Annotated in this window: 22 protein-coding genes; 6 read left to right on the plus strand and 16 right to left on the minus strand. The window is 70.1% G+C overall.

What is annotated here, in order from left to right; genetic code table 11:
• Positions 1-14 precede the first annotated feature (14 nt).
• Complete coding sequence (locus tag IE308_RS16565; RefSeq protein WP_190218548.1) at positions 15-653, minus strand: TetR/AcrR family transcriptional regulator; 639 nt, start codon at positions 651-653, stop codon at positions 15-17.
• A gap of 80 nt (positions 654-733) precedes the next feature.
• Here IE308_RS16565 and IE308_RS16570 point away from each other — a divergent pair, with 80 nt between their 5' ends.
• Genes IE308_RS16570 through IE308_RS16580 form a run of 3 tightly spaced genes read left to right on the plus strand, consistent with a single transcriptional unit; the run spans position 734 to position 2,863 of the window.
• Complete coding sequence (locus IE308_RS16570; RefSeq protein ID WP_190218549.1) at positions 734-1,519, plus strand: ABC transporter ATP-binding protein; 786 nt, start codon at positions 734-736, stop codon at positions 1,517-1,519.
• A gap of 8 nt (positions 1,520-1,527) precedes the next feature.
• Complete coding sequence (locus IE308_RS16575) at positions 1,528-2,277, plus strand: ABC transporter permease (RefSeq protein ID WP_190218550.1); 750 nt, start codon at positions 1,528-1,530, stop codon at positions 2,275-2,277.
• 13 nt (positions 2,278-2,290) lie between these two features.
• Positions 2,291-2,863: a cob(I)yrinic acid a,c-diamide adenosyltransferase gene (locus IE308_RS16580; protein ID WP_110630643.1), complete on the plus strand. Its 573-nt coding sequence runs from the start codon at positions 2,291-2,293 to the stop codon at positions 2,861-2,863.
• On the opposite strand, the gene IE308_RS16585 is transcribed toward IE308_RS16580, so the two are convergent.
• Entirely contained in the window at positions 2,780-3,412 is a 633-nt protein-coding gene (locus IE308_RS16585) for a hypothetical protein (protein ID WP_190218551.1), read from the minus strand. The genes IE308_RS16580 and IE308_RS16585 overlap by 84 nt on opposite strands.
• A gap of 153 nt (positions 3,413-3,565) precedes the next feature.
• Here IE308_RS16585 and IE308_RS16590 point away from each other — a divergent pair, with 153 nt between their 5' ends.
• The 3 genes from IE308_RS16590 (at position 3,566) to IE308_RS16600 (ending at position 7,317) form a co-directional block, all read left to right on the plus strand.
• Positions 3,566-4,723: a sensor histidine kinase gene (locus tag IE308_RS16590; protein WP_190218552.1), complete on the plus strand. Its 1,158-nt coding sequence runs from the start codon at positions 3,566-3,568 to the stop codon at positions 4,721-4,723.
• On the plus strand, positions 4,720-5,370 hold the full coding sequence (locus IE308_RS16595; protein WP_190218553.1) for a response regulator: 651 nt from the start codon (positions 4,720-4,722) through the stop codon (positions 5,368-5,370). The genes IE308_RS16590 and IE308_RS16595 overlap by 4 nt, the downstream gene beginning before the upstream one ends.
• A gap of 126 nt (positions 5,371-5,496) precedes the next feature.
• A complete protein-coding gene (locus IE308_RS16600; protein ID WP_190218554.1) occupies positions 5,497-7,317 on the plus strand; it encodes a glycoside hydrolase family 18 chitinase in 1,821 nt (606 codons plus the stop codon).
• Positions 7,318-7,348: 31 nt separating this feature from the next.
• On the opposite strand, the gene IE308_RS16605 is transcribed toward IE308_RS16600, so the two are convergent.
• From IE308_RS16605 to IE308_RS16670, 14 genes are all read right to left on the minus strand, one after another.
• The gene (locus IE308_RS16605) at positions 7,349-7,795 is read right to left on the minus strand and encodes a DUF2550 domain-containing protein (RefSeq protein ID WP_110630635.1); all 447 of its coding nucleotides are present in this window, start codon (positions 7,793-7,795) and stop codon (positions 7,349-7,351) included.
• Between the two features lie 154 nt (positions 7,796-7,949).
• On the minus strand, positions 7,950-8,324 hold the full coding sequence (locus tag IE308_RS16610) for a F0F1 ATP synthase subunit epsilon (RefSeq protein ID WP_110630633.1): 375 nt from the start codon (positions 8,322-8,324) through the stop codon (positions 7,950-7,952).
• A gap of 111 nt (positions 8,325-8,435) precedes the next feature.
• The gene (atpD, locus tag IE308_RS16615; RefSeq protein ID WP_110630631.1) at positions 8,436-9,872 is read right to left on the minus strand and encodes a F0F1 ATP synthase subunit beta; all 1,437 of its coding nucleotides are present in this window, start codon (positions 9,870-9,872) and stop codon (positions 8,436-8,438) included.
• The gene (locus IE308_RS16620; protein WP_190218555.1) at positions 9,872-10,789 is read right to left on the minus strand and encodes a F0F1 ATP synthase subunit gamma; all 918 of its coding nucleotides are present in this window, start codon (positions 10,787-10,789) and stop codon (positions 9,872-9,874) included. Before IE308_RS16620 ends, atpD begins: the two co-directional genes overlap by 1 nt.
• Positions 10,790-10,810: 21 nt before the next feature.
• The gene (gene atpA / locus IE308_RS16625; RefSeq protein WP_110630627.1) at positions 10,811-12,400 is read right to left on the minus strand and encodes a F0F1 ATP synthase subunit alpha; all 1,590 of its coding nucleotides are present in this window, start codon (positions 12,398-12,400) and stop codon (positions 10,811-10,813) included.
• Positions 12,401-12,539: 139 nt separating this feature from the next.
• Positions 12,540-13,355, minus strand: a complete 816-nt coding sequence (locus tag IE308_RS16630; protein WP_110630625.1) for a F0F1 ATP synthase subunit delta — start codon at positions 13,353-13,355, stop codon at positions 12,540-12,542.
• The gene (locus IE308_RS16635) at positions 13,352-13,900 is read right to left on the minus strand and encodes a F0F1 ATP synthase subunit B (protein WP_110630623.1); all 549 of its coding nucleotides are present in this window, start codon (positions 13,898-13,900) and stop codon (positions 13,352-13,354) included. Before IE308_RS16635 ends, IE308_RS16630 begins: the two co-directional genes overlap by 4 nt.
• Positions 13,901-13,939: 39 nt before the next feature.
• A complete protein-coding gene (locus tag IE308_RS16640; protein WP_110630621.1) occupies positions 13,940-14,176 on the minus strand; it encodes an ATP synthase subunit C-like protein in 237 nt (78 codons plus the stop codon).
• A gap of 79 nt (positions 14,177-14,255) precedes the next feature.
• Complete coding sequence (atpB, locus tag IE308_RS16645) at positions 14,256-15,074, minus strand: F0F1 ATP synthase subunit A (RefSeq protein WP_506005319.1); 819 nt, start codon at positions 15,072-15,074, stop codon at positions 14,256-14,258.
• Positions 15,075-15,299: 225 nt separating this feature from the next.
• Positions 15,300-15,737 carry a Cg1360 family ATP-synthase-associated protein gene (locus IE308_RS16650; RefSeq protein ID WP_110630619.1) on the minus strand — a complete coding sequence of 146 codons (438 nt, stop codon included), beginning with the start codon at positions 15,735-15,737 and terminating at the stop codon, positions 15,300-15,302.
• 299 nt (positions 15,738-16,036) lie between these two features.
• A complete protein-coding gene (locus IE308_RS16655) occupies positions 16,037-17,380 on the minus strand; it encodes an MraY family glycosyltransferase (RefSeq protein ID WP_190218556.1) in 1,344 nt (447 codons plus the stop codon).
• Between the two features lie 177 nt (positions 17,381-17,557).
• Positions 17,558-18,796 carry a serine hydroxymethyltransferase gene (glyA, locus tag IE308_RS16660; protein WP_190218557.1) on the minus strand — a complete coding sequence of 413 codons (1,239 nt, stop codon included), beginning with the start codon at positions 18,794-18,796 and terminating at the stop codon, positions 17,558-17,560.
• Between the two features lie 364 nt (positions 18,797-19,160).
• Entirely contained in the window at positions 19,161-19,841 is a 681-nt protein-coding gene (locus IE308_RS16665; protein ID WP_110630611.1) for an arsenate reductase/protein-tyrosine-phosphatase family protein, read from the minus strand.
• Positions 19,838-20,485, minus strand: a complete 648-nt coding sequence (locus IE308_RS16670; protein ID WP_190218558.1) for an L-threonylcarbamoyladenylate synthase — start codon at positions 20,483-20,485, stop codon at positions 19,838-19,840. Before IE308_RS16670 ends, IE308_RS16665 begins: the two co-directional genes overlap by 4 nt.
• Positions 20,486-20,494: the final 9 nt, after the last annotated feature.

Here is a 20,494-nt window from a genome sequence, read left to right on the forward strand (position 1 = left end):
GCGCCAGGGCTGCGCTAGTCCGCGCGGACCGCGTACTCCAGCACCCGCTCGCTCAGCAGCTCCTCGACCTCGTCGAGGAGCTGAAGCGTCTCCCGGGACACCTCCACCGGGGGGCGCCCCTTGAGCATCTCGCGGCCGATGGACGCGAACACGGTGTCGTAGATCCAGCAGATCTGACCGGCCATCAGGTCCGGCAGCGGGTCGTCCTCGGGGGCGCCGGTCTCCTCGCGCAGCGCTGCCCTGAGGTTGTCGTGGCTGTCCTGCCGGAGGCTCCACAGGCGGGAGCGCAGCGTGGGTGCGTCGTGGATGACGCGCATGAAGCGGCTGTATCCCTCCATCAGGCCGACGCGCGGCGAGACGGCCTCGACCTCCTCGCGCAGTTCCCGCAGGACGGCGCGGGCGGCGGACTCCCCCAGGTCCCGGCCGCGGACCCAGCGGGCCAGCCGGTCGACGACGCCGGCCGAGCGGTCCAGGAAGAGGTCCTCCTTGGCGGGGAAGTAGTTGTAGACGGTGTTGACGGAGACGTTCGCCGCCTCGGCGATCTCCGCGACCGTGACCGCCTCGAAGCCGCGCTCCAGGAACAGACCCGTGGCGACATCGGAGATGTACTGCCGGGTCTGCCGCTTCTTCCGCTCCCTGAGCCCCTCTGCCATGCCCACATCCTAACTTCGCTGGGCCCGCTGAAAACTTGGGGGCATTGCAAAATTTCATAGACTCTGTTTTTCTGGGCGGCATGCCAGCAGTCATCAGTGCAGCCGGACTGGCGCGCACCTTCACGACCAAACGCGGCCCCGTCGAAGCCGTCCGCGGCATCGACCTCACCGTCCACGAAGGCGAGATCCTGGGCTTCCTCGGCCCCAACGGCGCAGGCAAGACCACCACCCTGCGCATGCTGACCACCCTGCTGAAGCCGACCGGCGGCACCGCCACCGTCGCCGGGCACGACCTGGCGACCGACCCGGTGGGGGTGCGCCGGGCCAGCGGGTACGTCGCCCAGTCCGGCGGCGTCGATCCGCAGATCAGCGTGCGGGAGGAGCTGGTCACCCAGGGGCGGATGTACCGGCTGGGCAAGAGCGAGGCCCTCGCCCGGGCCGGTGAACTCGCCCGCGACCTCGACCTCACCGACCTGCTCGACCGCCCCTGCGGCGCCCTCTCCGGCGGGCAGCGGCGGCGGCTGGACATCGCCATGGCGCTCACCCACCGCCCGCGCGTCCTCTTCCTCGACGAGCCGACGACCGGACTCGACCCCGGCAGCCGCGCCGACCTGTGGGACCTGGTCCGGCGGCTGCGCGACGAGCAGGGCACCACCGTCTTCCTCACCACGCACTACCTCGACGAGGCCGACGCCCTCGCCGACCGCCTGGTCGTCGTCGACCAGGGCACGGTCGCCGCCGAGGGCACGCCGGGCGCGCTCAAGCTGCGCTACGGCGGCTCCCTCGACGCCACCCTCCAGGACACCTTCCTCGCCATCACCGGGCGCCGGCCCGCCCCGGCCGACGCCGCCCCCGTAGCCGTATAGGACGCGCCATGCTGTTGCACGACACCGGCCTCATCTACGGCCGCTATCTCCGCCAGACCCTGCGCTCCCGCTTCGCGATGCTCTTCGGGGCGCTCATGCCGCTGCTGTACCTGCTGTTCTTCGGGCCGCTGCTCACCGGTCTGCCGCTCGGCGGCCAGGGCAGCTCCTGGCAGGTGCTGGTGCCGGGCCTGCTGCTCCAACTGGGCCTCTTCGGCGCGCTGTTCGCCGGGTTCATGGTCATCCTGGAGAACGGGGCGGGCGTCGTCGAGCGGATGCGGGTCACCCCCGTCAGCCGGCTCGCGCTGCTGCTCGGCCGGGTCCTGCGGGACGCCACCGTCTTCGTCTTCCAGGCCGTACTGGTGGTGCTCGTGGCGCTGGTCATGGGACTCAGGGCGCCCGTGCCCGGGGTGCTGATCGGCTTCGGGTTCGTCGCGCTGCTGACCGTGTCGCTGGCGTCGCTGTCGTACGCGGTGGCGATGAAGGTGCGCACCCCGCAGGAGTTCGGACCGCTGGTCAACGCCGTCTCCCTGCCGTCGATGCTGCTGTCCGGCCTGATGCTGCCGATGAGCCTGGCCCCGGCCTGGCTCGACGTCCTGTCCCACTTCGTACCGTTCCGCTACCTGGTGGACGCCATGCGTGACGCGTACCTCGGCGAGTACGCCACCGCCCACATGCTGTACGGCGCCCTGGTCGCCGTCGGTTTCACGGCGCTGGCCGTGACAGTGGGCACACGGGTCTTCCGGACGGCCGGCGCGTAACTACGCTGGCCACATGGTCAATCTGACGCGTATCTACACCCGGACCGGCGACCAGGGCACCACCGCCCTCGGCGACATGAGCCGCGTGCCCAAGACCGACCTGCGGATCGCCGCGTACGCCGACGCCAACGAGGCGAACGCGGTGATCGGCACGGCGCTCGCCCTGGGCGGTCTCGACGAGGAGGTCGTGCAGGTCCTCACCCGCGTCCAGAACGACCTGTTCGACGTGGGCGCCGACCTGTCGACGCCGGTGAAGGAGAACCCCGAGTTCCCGCCGCTCAGGGTCGAGCAGTTCTACATCGACCGGCTGGAGGCGGACTGCGACCGCTTCAACGAGCGGCTGGAGAAGCTGCGCTCCTTCATCCTGCCGGGCGGCACCCCGGGCGCCGCCCTGCTGCACCAGGCCTGCACGGTCGTCCGGCGGGCCGAGCGCTCCACCTGGGCGGCCCTGGAGGTGCACGGCGAGACGATGAACCCCCTGACGGCCACCTACCTCAACCGGCTATCGGACCTGCTCTTCATCCTGGCGCGCACCGCCAACAAGGCCGTCGGGGACGTCCTGTGGGTGCCGGGCGGCGAGCGCTGACCGCTCCGCGGTCCCGGCCGGGGCCTTCTTCGGCCAGATCAGGTACGTCAGCGCGATCAGACCGTGGACGGCGACGATCCGTGCCGCCGTCGCCTGGAAGGCCCGCAGGGACGACACGTCCCCGTCGCCGCCGACGTACCGGACGGCGCCCTGGAGCAGCGCCGCCGCCACCGCCGACGCGAGCAGCGTCCGCAGCCACAGCGCGCCCTCGTACCGGGCGCGGGCCATGCCGTAGCGGGGCGGGCCCGGCCGCTTCGGCGCCCCGGCCAGGCGGTGGGCGGCCCAGCCGTCCAGCCGGCGGATCGTGTAGTGGCCGTAGCCGACGGTGAAGCCGATGTAGAGCGCCGCCAGGCCGTGCTCCCAGCCCGGCTCGGCGCCGTTCTTCAGGTCGACGGCGGTCACCACGAACAGCACCAGCTCCAGCAGCGGCTCGCACAGCAGCAGGACGACGCTCGTCCGCCGCCACCCCAGCAGGTAGCGGACGGCGAGGCCCAGGGCCAGCAGCACCCAGAAGCCCGCCTCGCAGGCGACGATCAACGCGACGATCACGGCTCGCTCCTTCCGGTCACCCTTCCAGGCTCCCGGCGCCCCCGGCCGATCGCGTCGTCGCCGCAGACGAACCGCGAGTACATCGAAAGATGCAGTTCCGGACCCTTCCGCGGAAGCACGCGGCGGGCCGCGCCTCCGTGTTGGATGGGGGACATGGCCGCACCGCTCCCCCGTCCCCACCGCTTCGACGTGTGGCTCGCCGTCTGCGGGCTGCTCGGCGGGGTCGCGATGTGGGCGCTGGGCCTGTCCACGTCCGGCACCGGTGTGCTCCCCGCCGCCTGGCAGCTCCTGCCGCTGGCGGTGACGGCCGCTCTGGAGCTGCTGCGCCGCACCCGCCCCCAGTTCGCCCTCGTCGTCGGCACCTTCGCCGTCGTCTTCGACGTGTTCACGCCGGGCAACGCGGCGACGCTCCTGATGTACACGGACCTGGCCTACGCGGCCGTCCTGTACGGCACCCCCGCCGCCGCCCGCCGCATCCCGGTGACGACCGGGCTGGTCACGCTCGGCGTCACGGTGGGTTTCCTGCTGTGGTGGCGCGAGCCGGAGGCGCTGCTCGTCGGGCTCGGCACGGGCATCGTCTCCTTCGGCCCGGCCGCCACCGGCGCCCTCGTGCGCAACCACCGGGACGCCGCCGAGGCCGCCCGGCTGCGCGCCGAGCAGACCGCGCTGCTGGCCGAGCTGGACCGCGGCCAGGCCGTCACCGCCGAACGCGCCCGGGTGGCGCGCGAGTTGCACGACATGGTCGCCAACCGCCTCTCCGCGATCGCCATCCACTCCACCGCCGCCCTGTCCCTGGACGACGCGGACACCAGCCGGGACGCGCTGAAGGTCATCCGGGAGAACAGCGTCGAGGGCCTGGCCGAGATGCGGCGGCTCATCGGCATCCTGCGGGACAGCAGCGGCGACCTGGAGCCGGCCGTGGCGCCCACCCTCGACGGGCTCGGCGCGCTGGTGGACGGCGCCCGCGCCAACGGACTCGACGTCGAGGTCGACGCCGGGCACGGGCCGCTGCCCGCGCCGGTGGAGCTGGCCGCCTACCGCATCGTGCAGGAGTCCCTCACCAACGCCCTCAAGCATGCCGCGCCCGGCCGGGTCACGGTGTCCCTGGCCCGCCGGGACCACTGTCTGACGGTCACCGTGACCAGCCCCTTCGGCGACCGGGACGGGCCGCGCGCGCCCGGCTCCGGTGCCGGTCTGGTCGGCATGCGCGAGCGGGCGGCGCTGCTGGGCGGCACCTTCACCGCCGGACCGGACGGCGAGCTGTGGACCGTACGCGCCGAACTTCCCCTGACCGAAGGAGATCCCGCATGACCCGCCCCGTGAGGGTCCTCGTCGCCGAGGATCAGTCCGCCGTGCGCGCCGGGCTGGTGCTGATCCTGCGCAGCGCGCCCGGCATCGAGGTGGTGGGCGAGGCGGCCGACGGCGAGGAGGCGGTGGCACGCGCCCGGGAGCTGCGGCCGGACGTGGTGCTGATGGACGTGCAGATGCCGCGGCTGGACGGGGTGGCGGCGACCCGGCAGGTGGTGGCGGAGGGTCTGGCCGACGTGCTGGTGCTGACCACCTTCGACCTGGACGAGTACGTCTTCGGCGCGCTGCGCGCGGGGGCGGCGGGGTTCCTGCTGAAGAACACCGAGGCCCGCGATCTCGTCGAGGCGGTGCGCACGGTGGCGCGCGGCGAGGGGATCGTCGCGCCGGCGGTGACCCGGCGGCTCATCGCGGAGTTCGCCGCGGGCCCGGCGCGGGGACCGAAGGCGGATCCGGCCGTGCTGGACGGTCTCACCCGGCGCGAGCGGGAGGTGCTGTCCTGTCTCGGCGAGGGGTTGTCGAACGCCGGGATCGCCGAGCGGCTGGAGATGGCCGAGGCCACCGTGAAGACGCACGTCAGCCGTCTGCTGGGGAAGCTGGAGCTGCGCAGCCGGGTCCAAGCGGCCGTACTCGCGCAGGAGTTGGGTCTCTGACCCGGGACCCTCGTCAAGTGGTCCAGACCTATTGACCTATGGTCCAGACCTTTCTATTCTCGCGGCACCGTGGGCATGAAGGCTCAGTCATGCTCCTGACACCCCCAATGACGAGGGAGGCGCAGCATGCGCTTCAGACACCGGGCCGCGGCAGGGTTCGCGACCCTGTTGCTCCCCCTGGCCGGCGCGGTCGGACTCGCGGCCCCCGCCCAGGCCGCGACCGCCGCCACCGCCACCTTCAGCAAGACCAGCGACTGGGGAACCGGGTTCGGCGGTCAGTGGACCATCAAGAACACCGGCACCAGCAGCATCAGCTCCTGGACCGTGGAGTGGGACTTCCCCTCCGGCACCAAGGTCACCTCCGCCTGGGACGCCACCGTCACCAACTCCGGTGACCACTGGACCGCCAAGAACGTCGGCTGGAACGGCACCATCGCCCCCGGCGCGTCCGTGTCCTTCGGCTTCAACGGCTCCGGCCCCGGCTCCCCCTCCGGCTGCAAGCTCAACGGCGGCAGCTGCGACGGCACCTCCGTCCCCGGCGACGCGGCGCCCTCCGCGCCCGGCACCCCCACCGCCTCGAACATCACCGACACCTCGGTGAAGCTCAGCTGGGGCGCCGCCACCGACGACAAGGGCATCAAGAACTACGACGTCCTGCGCGACGGCACCAAGGTCGCCACGGTGACGACCACCTCGTACAGCGACTCCGGCCTCACCGCGGGCACCGACTACTCCTACACCGTGCAGGCCCGCGACACCGCCGACCAGACCGGCCCGGCCAGCGGCGCCGTCAAGGTCCACACCACCGGCGGCACCACCACTCCCCCGCCCACCGGCGACAAGGTCAAGCTCGGCTATTTCACCGAGTGGGGCATCTACGGCCGCAACTACAACGTCAAGAACCTGGTGACGTCCGGCTCCGCCGCCAAGATCACCCACATCAACTACGCCTTCGGCAACGTCACCGGCGGCAAGTGCGCCATCGGCGACTCCTACGCCGACTACGACAAGGCCTTCACCGCCGACCAGTCCGTCAGCGGCGTCGCCGACACCTGGGACCAGCCGCTGCGCGGCAACTTCAACCAGCTGCGCCAGCTGAAGGCCAAGTACCCGCACATCAAGGTGCTGTGGTCGTTCGGCGGCTGGACCTGGTCCGGCGGCTTCGCCGACGCCGCGAAGAACCCGGCGGCCTTCGCCCAGTCCTGCTACGACCTGGTCGAGGACCCGCGCTGGGCCGACGTCTTCGACGGCATCGACATCGACTGGGAGTACCCCAACGCCTGCGGTCTGACCTGTGACACCTCCGGCGCCGCCGCCTTCAAGAACGTGATGGCCGCGCTGCGCGCCAAGTTCGGCGCGGGCAACCTGGTCACCGCGGCCACCACCGCCGACGGCTCGGCCGGCGGCAAGATCGAGGCCGCCGACTACGCGGGCGCCGCCCAGTACGTCGACTGGTACAACGTGATGACGTACGACTTCTTCGGCGCCTGGGACGCCAAGGGCCCGACCGCCCCGCACTCCCCGCTCACCTCGTACAGCGGCATCCCGAAGGCGGGCTTCACCACCGCCGACGCGATGGCCAAGTTCAAGGCGATCGGCGTCCCCGCGAACAAGCTCCTCATCGGCATCGGCTTCTACGGCCGCGGCTGGACCGGCGTCACCCAGGACGCCCCCGGCGGCACCGCCACCGGCCCCGCCGCCGGCACCTACGAGCAGGGCATCGAGGACTACAAGGTCCTCAAGACGTCCTGCCCGGCCACCGGCACCGTCGCCGGCACCGCCTACGCGCACTGCGGCAGCAACTGGTGGTCCTACGACACTCCCGCCACCATCGCGTCCAAGATGAGCTGGGCCAAGACCCAGGGCCTCGGCGGCGCGTTCTTCTGGGAGTTCAGCGGTGACACCGCCAACGGCGAGCTGGTGAACGCGATCAGCAGCAACCTGTGACAACTACACCCTGTAAGAGCTACACCGCGAGCTAAGCGACATTGACGCGCTGACCGGGCGGGGCTGCTTCCAGCCACGCGAGAAATCCGGTCAGCGCGTCTTCGCTCATCGCCAGCTCCAGCCGGACGCCCCGGTGCAGACAGGCCAGGATCACCGCGTCGGAGAGCAGCGCCAGTTCCTCCTCGCCCTCGGGCAGCCGGCGCCCGGCCACCTCGATCGAGGAACGCTCCAGGACACGGCGCGGGCGGGGGGCGTAGGAGAAGACCCGGAACCACTCCACACGGTCGCCGTTGTAGCGGGCGACCCCGTAGGACCAGCCCTTGCCGCTGGTGTCGGGTTTCTCGGGGATGTCCCAACGCAGGGAACAGTCGAACGTGCCGCCGGAGCGCTGGATGAGTCTGCGGCGCAGACCGAAGACGAACAGCCCCAGCACCACGAGGGCGACGACGATTCCGCACACAGTCAGAGCGAGGACCATCGACTACCGACCTCCTCGTCTCTCTGTATCCAGCCTGCGCGGCAGGTAACGGAACGGAAAAAACATCCAGATCTGCCTCAGCCGCGGCCGGCTCCGGATCACTCCGGTGCCGGCCGCGGCTGAGTAGGTCATCTTACGGGGTGACGCTCCCCGGTCAGCGTGCCGTCGCCGCACGCAGGCGGACGTCGGCGCGGCGCTCGGCTACGGCGTCGCCCTCCGCCTTCGCGCGCTCCAGCTCCCGCTCCGCACGCTGGACGTCGATCTCGTCCGACAGCTCGGCGACCTCGGCCAGCAGCGACAGCTTGTCGTCGGCGAACGAGATGAAACCGCCGTGCACCGCGGCGACGACCGTCCCGCCGTCGCTGGTCCGGATGGTCACCGGGCCCGACTCCAGCACACCGAGCAGCGGCTGGTGACCGGGCATGACGCCGATGTCGCCGGACGTGGTGCGCGCGACGACCAGGGTGGCCTCGCCGGACCAGACCTCTCGGTCGGCCGCGACCAGCGCGACGTGCAGCTCAGCAGCCAAGGGTGGCTCCTCTGGTCACCACCCGGCGGGGGTGCCGGGTGTGGGTTACAAGTCTAGTGGGCGTGAAGGAGGGGGCGGGACGTGCCCGCCCCCTCCGTCAGAGCGCGGGGCTCAGGAGACGCCCAGCTCCTTCGCGTTCTTCTTCAGGTCCTCGATGCCACCGCACATGAAGAACGCCTGCTCCGGGAAGTGGTCGTACTCGCCGTCGCAGATCGCGTTGAACGCGGTGATCGACTCGTCGAGGGACACGTCCGAACCGTCCACGCCGGTGAACTGCTTGGCGACGTGGGTGTTCTGGGACAGGAAGCGCTCCACGCGACGGGCACGGTGGACGACGAGCTTGTCCTCCTCGCCCAGCTCGTCGATACCGAGGATCGCGATGATGTCCTGGAGGTCCTTGTACTTCTGCAGGATGTTCTTGACCCGCATGGCGGTGTTGTAGTGGTCCTGCGTGATGTAGCGCGGGTCCAGGATCCGGGACGTGGAGTCCAGCGGGTCCACGGCCGGGTAGATGCCCTTCTCGGAGATCGGACGGGACAGAACCGTCGTCGCGTCGAGGTGGGCGAAGGTGGTCGCCGGGGCCGGGTCGGTCAGGTCGTCCGCGGGGACGTAGATCGCCTGCATCGAGGTGATCGAGTGACCGCGGGTCGACGTGATGCGCTCCTGGAGGAGACCCATCTCGTCGGCCAGGTTCGGCTGGTAACCCACCGCGGACGGCATACGGCCGAGCAGCGTGGAGACCTCGGAACCGGCCTGCGTGAAGCGGAAGATGTTGTCGATGAAGAACAGCACGTCCTGCTTCTGGACGTCACGGAAGTACTCGGCCATGGTCAGGCCGGCCAGCGCGACGCGCAGACGGGTGCCCGGGGGCTCGTCCATCTGACCGAAGACCAGCGCGGTCTTGTCGATGACGCCCGAGTCGCTCATCTCGTCGATGAGGTCGTTGCCCTCACGGGTGCGCTCACCGACGCCCGCGAACACCGACACACCGTCGTGGTTGTTGGCGACGCGGTAGATCATCTCCTGGATCAGCACGGTCTTGCCGACACCGGCACCACCGAACAGACCGATCTTGCCGCCCTTGACGTACGGGGTCAGCAGGTCGATGACCTTGATGCCGGTCTCGAACATCTCGGTCTTGGACTCGAGCTGGTCGAAGTTGGGCGCCTTGCGGTGGATCGGCCAGCGCTCGCCGTCGTACTGCGCGTCGACGTTGAGCACCTCACCGATGGTGTTGAACACCTTGCCCTTGGTGAAGTCACCGACCGGCACCGAGATGGCGGAGCCCGTGTCGGTCACCACGGCCTGGCGGACCAGACCGTCGGTGGGCTGCATGGAGATCGCACGGACCAGGCCGTCGCCCAGGTGCTGCGCGACCTCCAGGGTCAGCGTCTTCTTCTCGCCCGCGTTCGCCGGGTCGGCGACCTCGACGTGCAGCGCGTTGTAGATCTCCGGAATCGCGTCGACGGGGAACTCCACGTCGACGACCGGGCCGATGACCCGCGCGACGCGGCCCGTCGCCGTGGCCGTCTCAGCAGTGGTGGTCATTAGTAGTCACTCCCCGCGGTCGCGTCGGCGAGGGCACTCGCGCCACCGACGATCTCGCTGATTTCCTGGGTGATTTCGGCCTGGCGGGCCTGGTTGGCAAGCCGGGACAGCGTCTCGATGAGCTCACCGGCGTTGTCGGTGGCCGACTTCATCGCGCGCCGCGTGGCGGCGTGCTTCGAAGCGGCCGACTGGAGCAGCGCGTTGTAGACACGGCTCTCCACGTACCGCGGCAGCAGGGCGTCGAGGACGTCCTCCGCCGACGGCTCGAAGTCGTACAGGGGAAGGATCTCGCCCTTGGGGTGAGCCTCCTCCTTGACCTCGTCGAGGCTGAGCGGCAGCAGGCGCGCGTCCAGCGCCGTCTGCGTCATCATCGACACGAACTCGGTGTACACGATGTGGATCTCGTCCACGCCGCCGTCCGCCGTGTCCTTCTCGATGGCCTCGATCAGCGGAGCCGCGACCTTCTTGGCGTCCGCGTACGTGGGCTCGTCGGTGAAGCCGCTCCACGACTCCGCGATCTTGCGCTCACGGAAGTTGTAGTGGGCGACACCGCGCCGGCCGACGATGTACGTGTCGACCTGCTTGCCCTCGCGCTCCAGCCGCTCGGTGAGCTGCTCCGCCGCCTTGATGGCGTTGGAGTTGAACGCGCCGGCCAGACCGCGGTCGCTGGTCAGCAGCAGCACCGCGGACCGGGTGACCGTCTCGGCCTGGGTGGTCAGCGGGTGCTTGGTGTTCGAGCCCGTACCGACCGCCGTGACCGCGCGGGTCAGTTCCTGCGCGTACGGCGTGGACGCCGCCACCTTGCGCTGCGCCTTGACGACGCGCGAGGCGGCGATCATCTCCATCGCCTTGGTGATCTTCTTGGTCGCGGTGACGGATCGGATGCGACGCTTGTAGACCCGGAGCTGGGCTCCCATGAGTCAGGTCCCTTCCTTACGTCACTTGGCGGCGGCCGGAACGTCCTCGCCGAGAAGCTTGCCGTCCGAGGTCTCGAACTGCTTCTTGAAGTCGGCGATCGCGTCGGCGACAGCGGTGAGGGTGTCGTCCGACATCTTGCCGCCCTCCTTGATGGAGGTCATGAGGCCCTGCTCCTTGCGGTGCAGGTACTCCAGCAGCTCCTTCTCGAAGCGGCGGATGTCGTTGACGGGGACGTCGTCCATCTTGCCGGTGGTGCCGGCCCACACGGAGACGACCTGGTCCTCGGTGGACATCGGCTGGTACTGGTCCTGCTTCAGCAGCTCGACCATGCGCTGACCGCGCTCCAGCTGCGCCTTCGACGCGGCGTCCAGGTCGGAACCGAAGGCGGCGAACGCCTCCAGCTCACGGAACTGGGCCAGGTCCACGCGCAGACGGCCGGAGACCTGCTTCATCGCCTTGTGCTGCGCGGAACCACCGACTCGGGAGACGGAGATACCGACGTTCAGCGCGGGGCGCTGACCGGCGTTGAACAGGTCCGACTCCAGGAAGCACTGGCCGTCGGTGATGGAGATGACGTTGGTCGGGATGAACGCCGAGACGTCGTTGGCCTTGGTCTCGACGATCGGCAGACCGGTCATCGAGCCGGCACCCATGTCGTCGGAGAGCTTCGCGCAGCGCTCCAGCAGACGGGAGTGCAGGTAGAAGACGTCACCCGGGTAGGCCTCACGGCCCGGCGGGCGGCGCAGCAGCAGCGACACGGCGCGGTAGGCGTCGGCCTGCTTCGACAGGTCGTCGAAGACGATCAGGACGTGCTTGCCCTGGTACATCCAGTGCTGGCCGATGGCCGAGCCGGTGTACGGCGCCAGGTACTTGAAGCCGGCCGGGTCGGACGCCGGGGCGGCGACGATGGTCGTGTACTCCAGCGCGCCGTTCTCCTCCAGCGCGCGGCGGACCGACGCGATGGTGGAGCCCTTCTGGCCGATGGCGACGTAGATGCAGCGGACCTGCTTGTTCGGGTCGCCGGTGCGCCAGTTGTCGCGCTGGTTGATGATCGTGTCGACGGCCAGGGCGGTCTTGCCGGTCTGGCGGTCACCGATGATCAGCTGACGCTGACCACGGCCGATCGGGGTCATCGCGTCGACGGCCTTGTAGCCGGTCTCCATCGGCTCGTGCACCGACTTGCGCTGCATGACCGTGGGGGCCTGCAGTTCGAGGGCGCGGCGGCCGTCGGTCTCGATCTCGCCGAGGCCGTCGATCGGGTTGCCGAGCGGGTCGACGACGCGGCCGAGGTAGCCCTCGCCCACGGCGACCGACAGGACCTCGCCGGTGCGGGTGACCGGCTGGCCCTCTTCGATGCCGCTGAACTCGCCGAGGACGATGGCACCGATCTCGCGCTCCTCGAGGTTGAGGGCGAGGCCGAGGGTGCCGTCCTCGAACTTCAGCAGTTCGTTGGCCATGGCCGAGGGAAGACCCTCGACCTTCGCGATGCCGTCGCCGGCAAGGGTGACCGTACCGACCTCCTCGCGCGAGGCCGCGTCCGGCTTGTACGACTGGACGAAGGTCTCCAGTGCGTCCCGGATCTCCTCCGGCCGGATCGTGAGCTCCGCCATCTGGGTTCCCTGCTCTCCTTGTTGGGCCCGAAGTTTCACTTGGGGGGTCTGGGGGCGACCCCCAGGAATCCTCTGCACGGCCCAACCAGGGCCGTAAGTACGTACTGCGTGTTCAGTTGCCGCGCCTCGTGCGAAGCGGTCAGCTCGCCATCCGGCGCTCGGCGTCCGCGATGCGGTCCGCCAGGGAGCCGTTGATGACCTCGTCGCCGACCTGCACCCGGATCCCGCCGAGGACCTCGGGGTCCACGTCGAGGTTCAGGTGCATCTGGCGGCCGTAGAGCTTCGCCAGGGCCGCACCCAGGCGCTGCTTCTGCGGGTCGCTCAGCGGCACCGCCGACGTGACGACGGCGACCATGCGGTCCCGGCGCTCGGCCGCCAGCTTGGACAGGGACTCGAGTCCCGACTCCAGGCTACGACCCCGCGGCGCGGTCACAAGGCGCGTGACCAGACGCTCGGTGGCCGGCTTGGCCCGGCCGCCGAGCAGGCTGCGCAGCAGCTCGCCCTTGGCCGAGGTGGTGGCGGCACGGTCGGTGAGCGCGGCGCGCAGCTCGGTGGAGGAGGCGACGATCCGGCCGAACCGGAACAGCTCGTCCTCGACGTCGTCGAGCGTGCCCGTCCGCTGGGCGGCGGTGAGGTCGGCGGTGTTCGCCAGCTCCTCCAGCGCGTCCACCAGGTCGCGCGTCTGCGACCAGCGCGAACGCACCATGCCGGACACCAGGTCGGCGGTCTCGCCGCTGACCTGGGTGCCGAGCAGGCGCTGGACCAGCTCGGCCTTGGCCTCGCCGGCCTGCGCCGGGTCGGTCAGGACCCGACGCAGCGACACCTCGCGGTGGAGCAGCGCGGTGACGGCCGCCAGCTCGTCGGCGAGCTTCGCGGCGTCGACGGCCGTTGCGTCCGTCAGCGCGTCGAGACGCTCACGGGCGGCTGCCAGGGCCTCGCGGCTCGCTCCGTTCATCGCGCGGCCTCGGCCTTCTCCTCGAGCTCGTCGAGGAAGCGGTCGATGACGCGGCTCTGGCGGGCGTGGTCCTCAAGGGACTCACCGACGAGCTTGCCGGCCAGCTCGGTGGCGAGCTTGCCGACGTCCTGACGCAGCGAGGACGCGGCGGCCTTGCGGTCGGCCTCGATCTGGGCGTGACCGGCGGCGACGATCTCCTCGCGCTGACGCTGGCCCTCGGCCCGCATCTCGGCGATGAGCGCGGCACCCTGCTCCTGCGCCTCCTGGCGCAGACGCGCGGCCTCGTGCCGGGCCTCGGCGAGCTGGGCCTTGTACTGCTCAAGGACGCTCTGGGCCTCGACCTTCATGGCCTCGGCCTCTTCGATACCGCCTTCGATCGCCGCGCGGCGCTCCTCCAGAACCTTGTTGATGTTCGGAAGCAGCTTCTTCCAGAAGAAGAAGAACACGATGGCGAAGGCGATGGTGCCGACGAGCAGCTCGGGGCCCGGCGGGATCAGCGGGTTCTGCTTCTCCTCGGCCGCCAGCTGCACCAGGTTGGCGATCACATCAGTGCCTTTCGTCGATACGTGTCGGTAAGAGGTGAATTACTGACCGAACACGAACGGCATAACGATGCCGATGAGGGCGAGCGCCTCACAGAAGGCGAAGCCGAGGATCTGGTTGGCGCGGATCAGGCCGGCAGCCTCGGGCTGGCGGGCGAGGGCCTGCGTGCCGTTACCGAAGATGATGCCGACGCCGACGCCGGGACCGATGGCGGCGAGACCGTAGCCGATGGAACCGAGGGAACCGGAGACCTCAGCGGCAAGCTGCACAGCGGACATGCTGTAACTTCCTTCTCTTTGCGGACCGGTGGGGGTTGGCCACCGGACGACTGGGGGTTTTCGGGCGGGGTGGTGTGGCTCAGTGGTGCTCGGCGAGAGCGCCCTGAATGTAGGAGCAGGCGAGGAGCACGAACACGTACGCCTGGACCGCCTGCACGAAAAGCTCGAAGCCGATCATGACCACGGTCATGATGAAGGAGACGCCGGCCGCCGGGATCATGTAGCTGTTCAGCAGGTACCAGGAGGCGACGGTGAACATCACCAGCATGAGGTGACCGGCGAACATGTTGGCGAACAGTCGCACGGCGTGCGTGAACGGACGGACCAGCAGGTTCGAGAAGAACTCGATGATCATGACCATCGGCAGCACCGCGCCGAGGGACTTGTCGTAGCCGGTCACGTTCTTGAAGAAGCCGACGAAGCCGTGCTTCTTGAAGGTCAGCGCCACCCACGTGATGTAGACGATGGCCGCCAGCACGATCGGGTAGGCGATGATCGACGACACCGGGAACTGGGCCAGCGGGATCACGGACCAGACGTTCATGATCCAGATGAAGAAGAACAGCGAGACCATGAGCGGGACGTACTTCTCGCCCTCCCGCTTGCCGAGGGTCTCGTAGACGATGCCGCGGCGCACGAAGTCGTAGCCGGCTTCGCCGATCATCTGCAGCTTGCCCGGCACGACCTTGGCCTTGCCGAAGGCCGCCCAGAAGAAGCCGACGACGAGGACGGTGGTGATCGCCGCCAGCAGCATCACCTTGTTGAGCTCGACGCCACCGACCGTGGCGATCGGCTTGAAGAGGAACGAGTGCAGGCCCGGAGCCGGGAAGCCACAGCCATTGTCGGACAGAATGCGGCAATCCCACTCAAAGGCGAGCTGGGTCGGGTCAGCACTCACCGCGGGCTCCTTCGGCGTGACGCATGGGTTCGGCAACCTCGTTGTGTCGGCGCGGCGCGCAGCCGCGGGTCGGCACCGGACTGGTGTTACGGATGTGGGGGCGGCTGGGGGACATCAAGCCTCGCGTTCGAGCAGGCGTCAGCTCAGATGCCCGCGCCCGCGATGCCGCAGTTGGCACCGGACGATAGCAGGAGTTCTCACAGCTCTTTATCCCGCCCCTACCCCTCACGTCGACGGCCCCGTCTTCTCGGGCTTGTCACTCTTCGAGGAGTCCGGATCGACGTAGAAGAGCTTGGCCTTCAGGTGCGCACGCGCCTGGGCGGCCATCCACACGACTGTCGACACGACGAGCGCGACCGCGAAGGCCTTCGCGTTGAAGAGCGACGTCCCCTTGAAGACGGCGACGAAGATCAGGAGCAGCAGGAGCTGGGCGACATAGAGCATCAGCCCCATGGCCTGGAACAGCTGCGGGAGCGTTTTTGCCGTCCACTGCAGGACGTAGAGACCGATCCCCATGAACAGCAGGGCGATCAGCGTGCCGACGGCGGCTCCCAGCGCACCCTTGCCGCCGGCCACCGCACCGCTGACGGCGACGGCGACCACACCGGCAGCGGCCGTGGGCACGGCGCACTGCAGAAGGTTCCGGGCGTCATTGGACGGCATGGCGGCAACTCCGCTTTCACAGGGGGCAGGGTGTCGTCATGGACGAGCGTAGTCCCGGTCTGAGTGGTGGAGACCTCACGGCCACTGGACCGTCGCACTACGGTCCCTCGGCTCTGTCCGGGTTCTCGTGAACGGTATCACAAACTATTTGATGCAGTCTTTACCTGCTGGGTGTGCTCGCTGTCACACATGAGAGTGACAGCGCGCGTCTGTGCAGAAACCGCGCCCTTATGTCTGGTATAGGGGCGGTTTGTTCCCCCACGACTTGGCAATGCTCTAGTCAGATTCTTACCTTGCCGTCAGCGCGACGTTCCCGCTTTACGCCGGTCCAGGCGGCTCGAACGGGCGCCGAGAGCGGTCGCTCCGTTGACCGTCCGGGCACCAGCACCAGCACTGGCCCCGGGCGCGGCCGCGCCGGCCATCGCGGGCGGCTCCTCGACGGCCGCGGCGGCCTCCTGCGCCACCGCGGCCGGCTTGCGGCGCCGGTAGCGCGGCGGCACGAACCGCTCCGCCCAGCGCGGCGCCCGCGGTGTGAACCGCGGCAGCAGAAGCAGCACCAGCCCGATCGCGCTGAGCGCGACCACACCCAGCACGATCCACATCGACGCCGAGTTCACCGAGTACGCCAGCGTCCCGAACGCGATCAGCGCCGCCCAGAAGTACATGATCAGCACGGCCCTGCTGTGCGAGTGGCCGATCTCCAGCAGCCGGTGGTGCAGATGCCCCCGGTCCGCGGCGAACGGCGACTGACCGCGCCAGGTCCGCCGTACGATCGCCAGCACGAAGTCGGCCGTCGGCACCGCGATGATGGTCAGCGGCAGCAGCAGCGGGATGTACACCGGCACCGTCTGGTGCACGGCCTCCTTCTCCGAACCGGCGAACAGCCGCATCGCGTCCGGGTCGACCTGCCCGGTCACCGACACCGCGCCCGCGGCGAGCACCAGGCCGATCAGCATCGAGCCCGAGTCGCCCATGAAGATCCGCGCCGGATGCATGTTGTGCGGCAGGAAGCCCACGCACATGCCGATCAGAATCGCCGAGAACAGGGTGGCCGGGGCGGCCGACTCGATGCCGTACGAGTACCAGATCCGGTACGCGTACAGGAAGAACGCCGTCGCGGCGATGCACACCATGCCGGCCGCGAGGCCGTCGAGGCCGTCGACGAAGTTGACCGCGTTGATGGTGATGACGACGACCGCCACCGTCAGCAGCGTGCCCTGCCACTGGGTCAGCGCGAAGTTGCCGACGCCCGGGATCGGCAGCCACAGGATCGTCAGACCCTGCATGACCATCACGCCCGCGGCGATCATCTGCCCGCCGAGCTTGATGAGCGCGTCGATCTCGAACTTGTCGTCCAGCACGCCGATCAGCCAGATCAGCGCGGCACCCGAGAGCAGCGCCCGCGGTTCGTTGGACTTCTCGAACACCTCGTTGAGGTTGGTGAGATGGTCCGCGACCAGCAGGCCCGCGCACAGGCCGAAGAACATCGCGATCCCGCCGAGCCGCGGAGTGGGTTCCCGGTGCACGTCCCGCGCCCGGATCTCCGGCATCGCCCCGGCCACGATCGCGAACTTCCGTACCGGCCCTGTCAGCAGGTACGTCACCGCGGCCGTGATGCAGAGCGTCAGCAGGTATTCACGCACGGGCTTCCCCACAGGTCTCGCTGGCCATCACAGCCCCACACCCTAGCGACTGCGCGCATGTGGGACGCATACGGTGAGGGACATCCGGGTAGCGACGATGGTTGCACGTGTGGCTGTGCGCGTGGCGTGCGGGCCGTCACGTCGGTGCGGCAGTCACGTCCGTGCGCCTACCCCCGATCAGTCGGGGTACGGCGGGAAGCGGCCCGCCAGTTCGCGGGCCTCCGCGCGACCCTGCTGGGTGTCGGCGCGCAGGACCCGGGCGAGGAGCCCGGCGACGTACGCCATCTCCTCCTCCCCCATCCCCTGCGTGGTCAGCGCCGCGGTGCCCAGGCGCAGGCCGCGCGTCTCGCCGTGCGGCAGCGCGCAGCAGTCCAGGACCAGTCCGGCGGCGGCCAGCCGGCCACGGGCGGTACGGCCGTCCACGCCCAGGGGTGACGGGTCGGCGGTGATCAGGTGGGTGTCGGTGCCGCCGGTGGTGACGACCAGCCCTTCGGCCGCCAGACCGGCGGCGAGGACTTTCGCGTTGGCGACCACCTGATGGGTGTACGCCCGGTAATCCGGAGTTGCCGCCTCGCCGAACGCGACGGCCTTCGCGGCGATGGTGTGCATCTGGGCGCCGCCCTGCGTGAAGGGGAACACCGCCCGGTCCACGCGCTCGGCCAGCTCCGCGCCGCACAGGATCATGCCGCCGCGCGGGCCGCGCAGCACCTTGTGCGTGGTGGCGCAGACGATGTCGGCGTACGGCACCGGGCTGGGCGCGGCCCCGCCCGCGACGAGGCCGATGGGGTGGGCGGCGTCCGCGATGAGGTACGCGCCGGTCTCGTCCGCGACCTCGCGGAAGAAGGCGTAGTCGAGGTGGCGGGGGTAGGCGATGGAGCCGCAGACGATCGCCTTGGGGCGGTGGGTGCGGGCGAGGGTGCGGACCTGGTCGTGGTCGATGAGGCCGGTCTCGGCGTCGACGCCGTAGCCGACGAAGTCGAACCAGCGGCCGGAGAAGTTGGCCGGGGAGCCGTGGGTGAGGTGGCCGCCGTGGGGCAGGCCGAGGGCGAGGACGGTGTCGCCGGGGCGGAGCAGGGCGGCGTAGGCGGCGAGGACGGCGGAGGAGCCGGAGTGCGGCTGCACGTTGGCGTGCTCGGCGCCGAAGAGGCTCCTGGCCCGGTCGATGGCGATGCGTTCGGCGACGTCGACGATCTCGCAGCCGCCGTGGTGGCGGGCGGCGGGGTAGCCCTCGGCGTACTTGTTGGCGAGGGGGGAGCCGAGGGCTGCCAGCACGGCGGGGGACGTGAAGTTCTCGGCGGCGATCAGCTGGAGCGTGCTCGCCTGACGCTCGCTCTCGCCGAGCAGGATGTCGGCGAGCTCGGGGTCCTGCCGGCGCAGGACGTCGGCCTCGGGCGTACGGATGCGGGTGACCGGCATGGTGGACTCCGGGCGGGCGGCTGTGCGGGGCGTCGACGGTGACGTAGCACCAATGTAGGCCCGGGGCGGGGTTGGGGCGCGGTGGTGTGGTGGTGCGGGTGAGTGGGGGGCTGGTCGCGCAGTTCCCCGCGGTGCCGTGGTCTTGCGCGTGCGGGCCGGTGGGGGCTGGTCGCGCAGTTCCCCGCGCCCCTGATGCCTGCGGCGGCCCGACTCGGTTGCTGCGGGCAGCCGCACGCCCACTCAGCTGCGGGCAGTCGTGCCGCTGGGGCGGCACGGGTGGGCGCAGCGGCACCCGCGTAGCGCCGGGCTGCGCGTTCCACCCCCGGCCAGCACCAACGCCGGGGGCTGAAAAACCGGCGCGGGGTTACGTTCTCGCCGGGACGCCTGTCAGGGCCGTGACGACGGGGTCCAGTGCCTCGTGTATCTCCTCGCCTATCGAGCGGAAGAACGTCAGCGGCGCGCCGTAGGGGTCGTACACCTCGTCCGCCTCCGCCGTGGGCGCCAGCAGCCACCCGCGTAGAGCCGCCGCCGCGCGGACCAGGGCGCGGGCGCGGGGGACCAGGCCGTCCTCCAGGGGCGGCAGCGTGGCGGGGTCGATCGCGCGGACCAGGCGGGTGAACTCCTTCAGCGTGAAGGTGCGCAGGCCCGCCGAGTGGCCCATCGAGATGACCTGCGCCCGGTGGTCGCGGGTCGCGGTGAGGACCAGGTCGGCGGTGATGACGTGCTCGTCCAGCAGCTCACGCCCGACGAAGCCGGAGGCGTCCGCGCCGAAGTCCGACAGCACCGTCTCCGCGTGGGCTTCCATGGGCGCGCCCTCGTGGCCCCAGGTGCCCGCGCTCTCCACGATCAGCCCGCGGCCCAGGATGCCGAGCCGCTGCGCCACGAAATGGCGGGTCAGCCGCTCGGTGATGGGCGAGCGGCACACGTTGCCGGTGCTGACGTGGAGGATGCGGAAGGTGTCGCGCGGAAGACCCACGAACGTCGTCGTGATCTCCGCCGCGCTCTCCCCGTTGCCTATGCCACGCCCCGCTTCAGGGGCCGTCAATTCGCCACCTCGAGGTCGGGTACGACCTTCCGCAGCTCCTCGGCGGACAGGGCGCCCTCCCGCAGCAGCAGCGGCACCTCGCGGGTGACGTCGACGATCGAGGACGGGACGATGCCGGGGGTCGGGCCGCCGTCGAGGTAGACGGAGACCGCGTCGCCGAGCATGTCCTGCGCGGCGTCGCAGTCCTCCGGCGCCGGGTGCCCGGACAGGTTGGCGGAGGAGACCGCCATCGGGCCGACCTCGGTGAGCAGCTCGATGGCGACGGGGTGCAGCGGCATGCGCACGGCGACCGTGCCGCGGGTCTCGCCCAGGTCCCAGGTCAGCGACGGCTGGTGCCGGGCGACCAGGGTCAGCGCGCCCGGCCAGAACGCGTCGACCAGCTCCCAGGCCTGCTCGGAGAAGTCGGTGACCAGGCCGTGCAGCGTGTTCGGGGAGCCGATGAGGACCGGCGTGGGCATGGCGCGGCCCCGGCCCTTGGCCTCCAGCAGGTCGCCGACGGCCTCCTTGGAGAAGGCGTCGGCGCCGATGCCGTACACCGTGTCCGTCGGCAGCACCACCAGCTCGCCACGGCGGACGGCGGACGCTGCCTCACGCAGACCGGTCACGCGGTCGGTCGCGTCGTTGGTGTCGTATCGCCGTGCCATGGCTAGCGG

Source organism: Streptomyces griseosporeus, assembly GCF_014656055.1.
Lineage (GTDB): Bacteria > Actinomycetota > Actinomycetes > Streptomycetales > Streptomycetaceae > Streptomyces > Streptomyces griseosporeus.

What these genes read in the sequence shown, in the direction of transcription:
- IE308_RS16565 (WP_190218548.1), bottom strand. Translation starts at nt 653, where the DNA reads ATGGCAGAGGGGCTCAGGGAGCGGAAGAAGCGGCAGACCCGGCAGTAC.
- IE308_RS16570 (WP_190218549.1), top strand. Translation starts at nt 734, where the DNA reads ATGCCAGCAGTCATCAGTGCAGCCGGACTGGCGCGCACCTTCACGACC.
- IE308_RS16575 (WP_190218550.1), top strand. Translation starts at nt 1,528, where the DNA reads ATGCTGTTGCACGACACCGGCCTCATCTACGGCCGCTATCTCCGCCAG.
- IE308_RS16580 (WP_110630643.1), top strand. Translation starts at nt 2,291, where the DNA reads ATGGTCAATCTGACGCGTATCTACACCCGGACCGGCGACCAGGGCACC.
- IE308_RS16590 (WP_190218552.1), top strand. Translation starts at nt 3,566, where the DNA reads ATGGCCGCACCGCTCCCCCGTCCCCACCGCTTCGACGTGTGGCTCGCC.
- IE308_RS16595 (WP_190218553.1), top strand. Translation starts at nt 4,720, where the DNA reads ATGACCCGCCCCGTGAGGGTCCTCGTCGCCGAGGATCAGTCCGCCGTG.
- IE308_RS16600 (WP_190218554.1), top strand. Translation starts at nt 5,497, where the DNA reads ATGCGCTTCAGACACCGGGCCGCGGCAGGGTTCGCGACCCTGTTGCTC.
- IE308_RS16605 (WP_110630635.1), bottom strand. Translation starts at nt 7,795, where the DNA reads ATGGTCCTCGCTCTGACTGTGTGCGGAATCGTCGTCGCCCTCGTGGTG.
- atpD (WP_110630631.1), bottom strand. Translation starts at nt 9,872, where the DNA reads ATGACCACCACTGCTGAGACGGCCACGGCGACGGGCCGCGTCGCGCGG.
- IE308_RS16620 (WP_190218555.1), bottom strand. Translation starts at nt 10,789, where the DNA reads ATGGGAGCCCAGCTCCGGGTCTACAAGCGTCGCATCCGATCCGTCACC.
- atpA (WP_110630627.1), bottom strand. Translation starts at nt 12,400, where the DNA reads ATGGCGGAGCTCACGATCCGGCCGGAGGAGATCCGGGACGCACTGGAG.
- IE308_RS16630 (WP_110630625.1), bottom strand. Translation starts at nt 13,355, where the DNA reads ATGAACGGAGCGAGCCGCGAGGCCCTGGCAGCCGCCCGTGAGCGTCTC.
- IE308_RS16640 (WP_110630621.1), bottom strand. Translation starts at nt 14,176, where the DNA reads ATGTCCGCTGTGCAGCTTGCCGCTGAGGTCTCCGGTTCCCTCGGTTCC.
- IE308_RS16650 (WP_110630619.1), bottom strand. Translation starts at nt 15,737, where the DNA reads ATGCCGTCCAATGACGCCCGGAACCTTCTGCAGTGCGCCGTGCCCACG.
- glyA (WP_190218557.1), bottom strand. Translation starts at nt 18,796, where the DNA reads ATGCCGGTCACCCGCATCCGTACGCCCGAGGCCGACGTCCTGCGCCGG.
- IE308_RS16670 (WP_190218558.1), bottom strand. Translation starts at nt 20,485, where the DNA reads ATGGCACGGCGATACGACACCAACGACGCGACCGACCGCGTGACCGGT.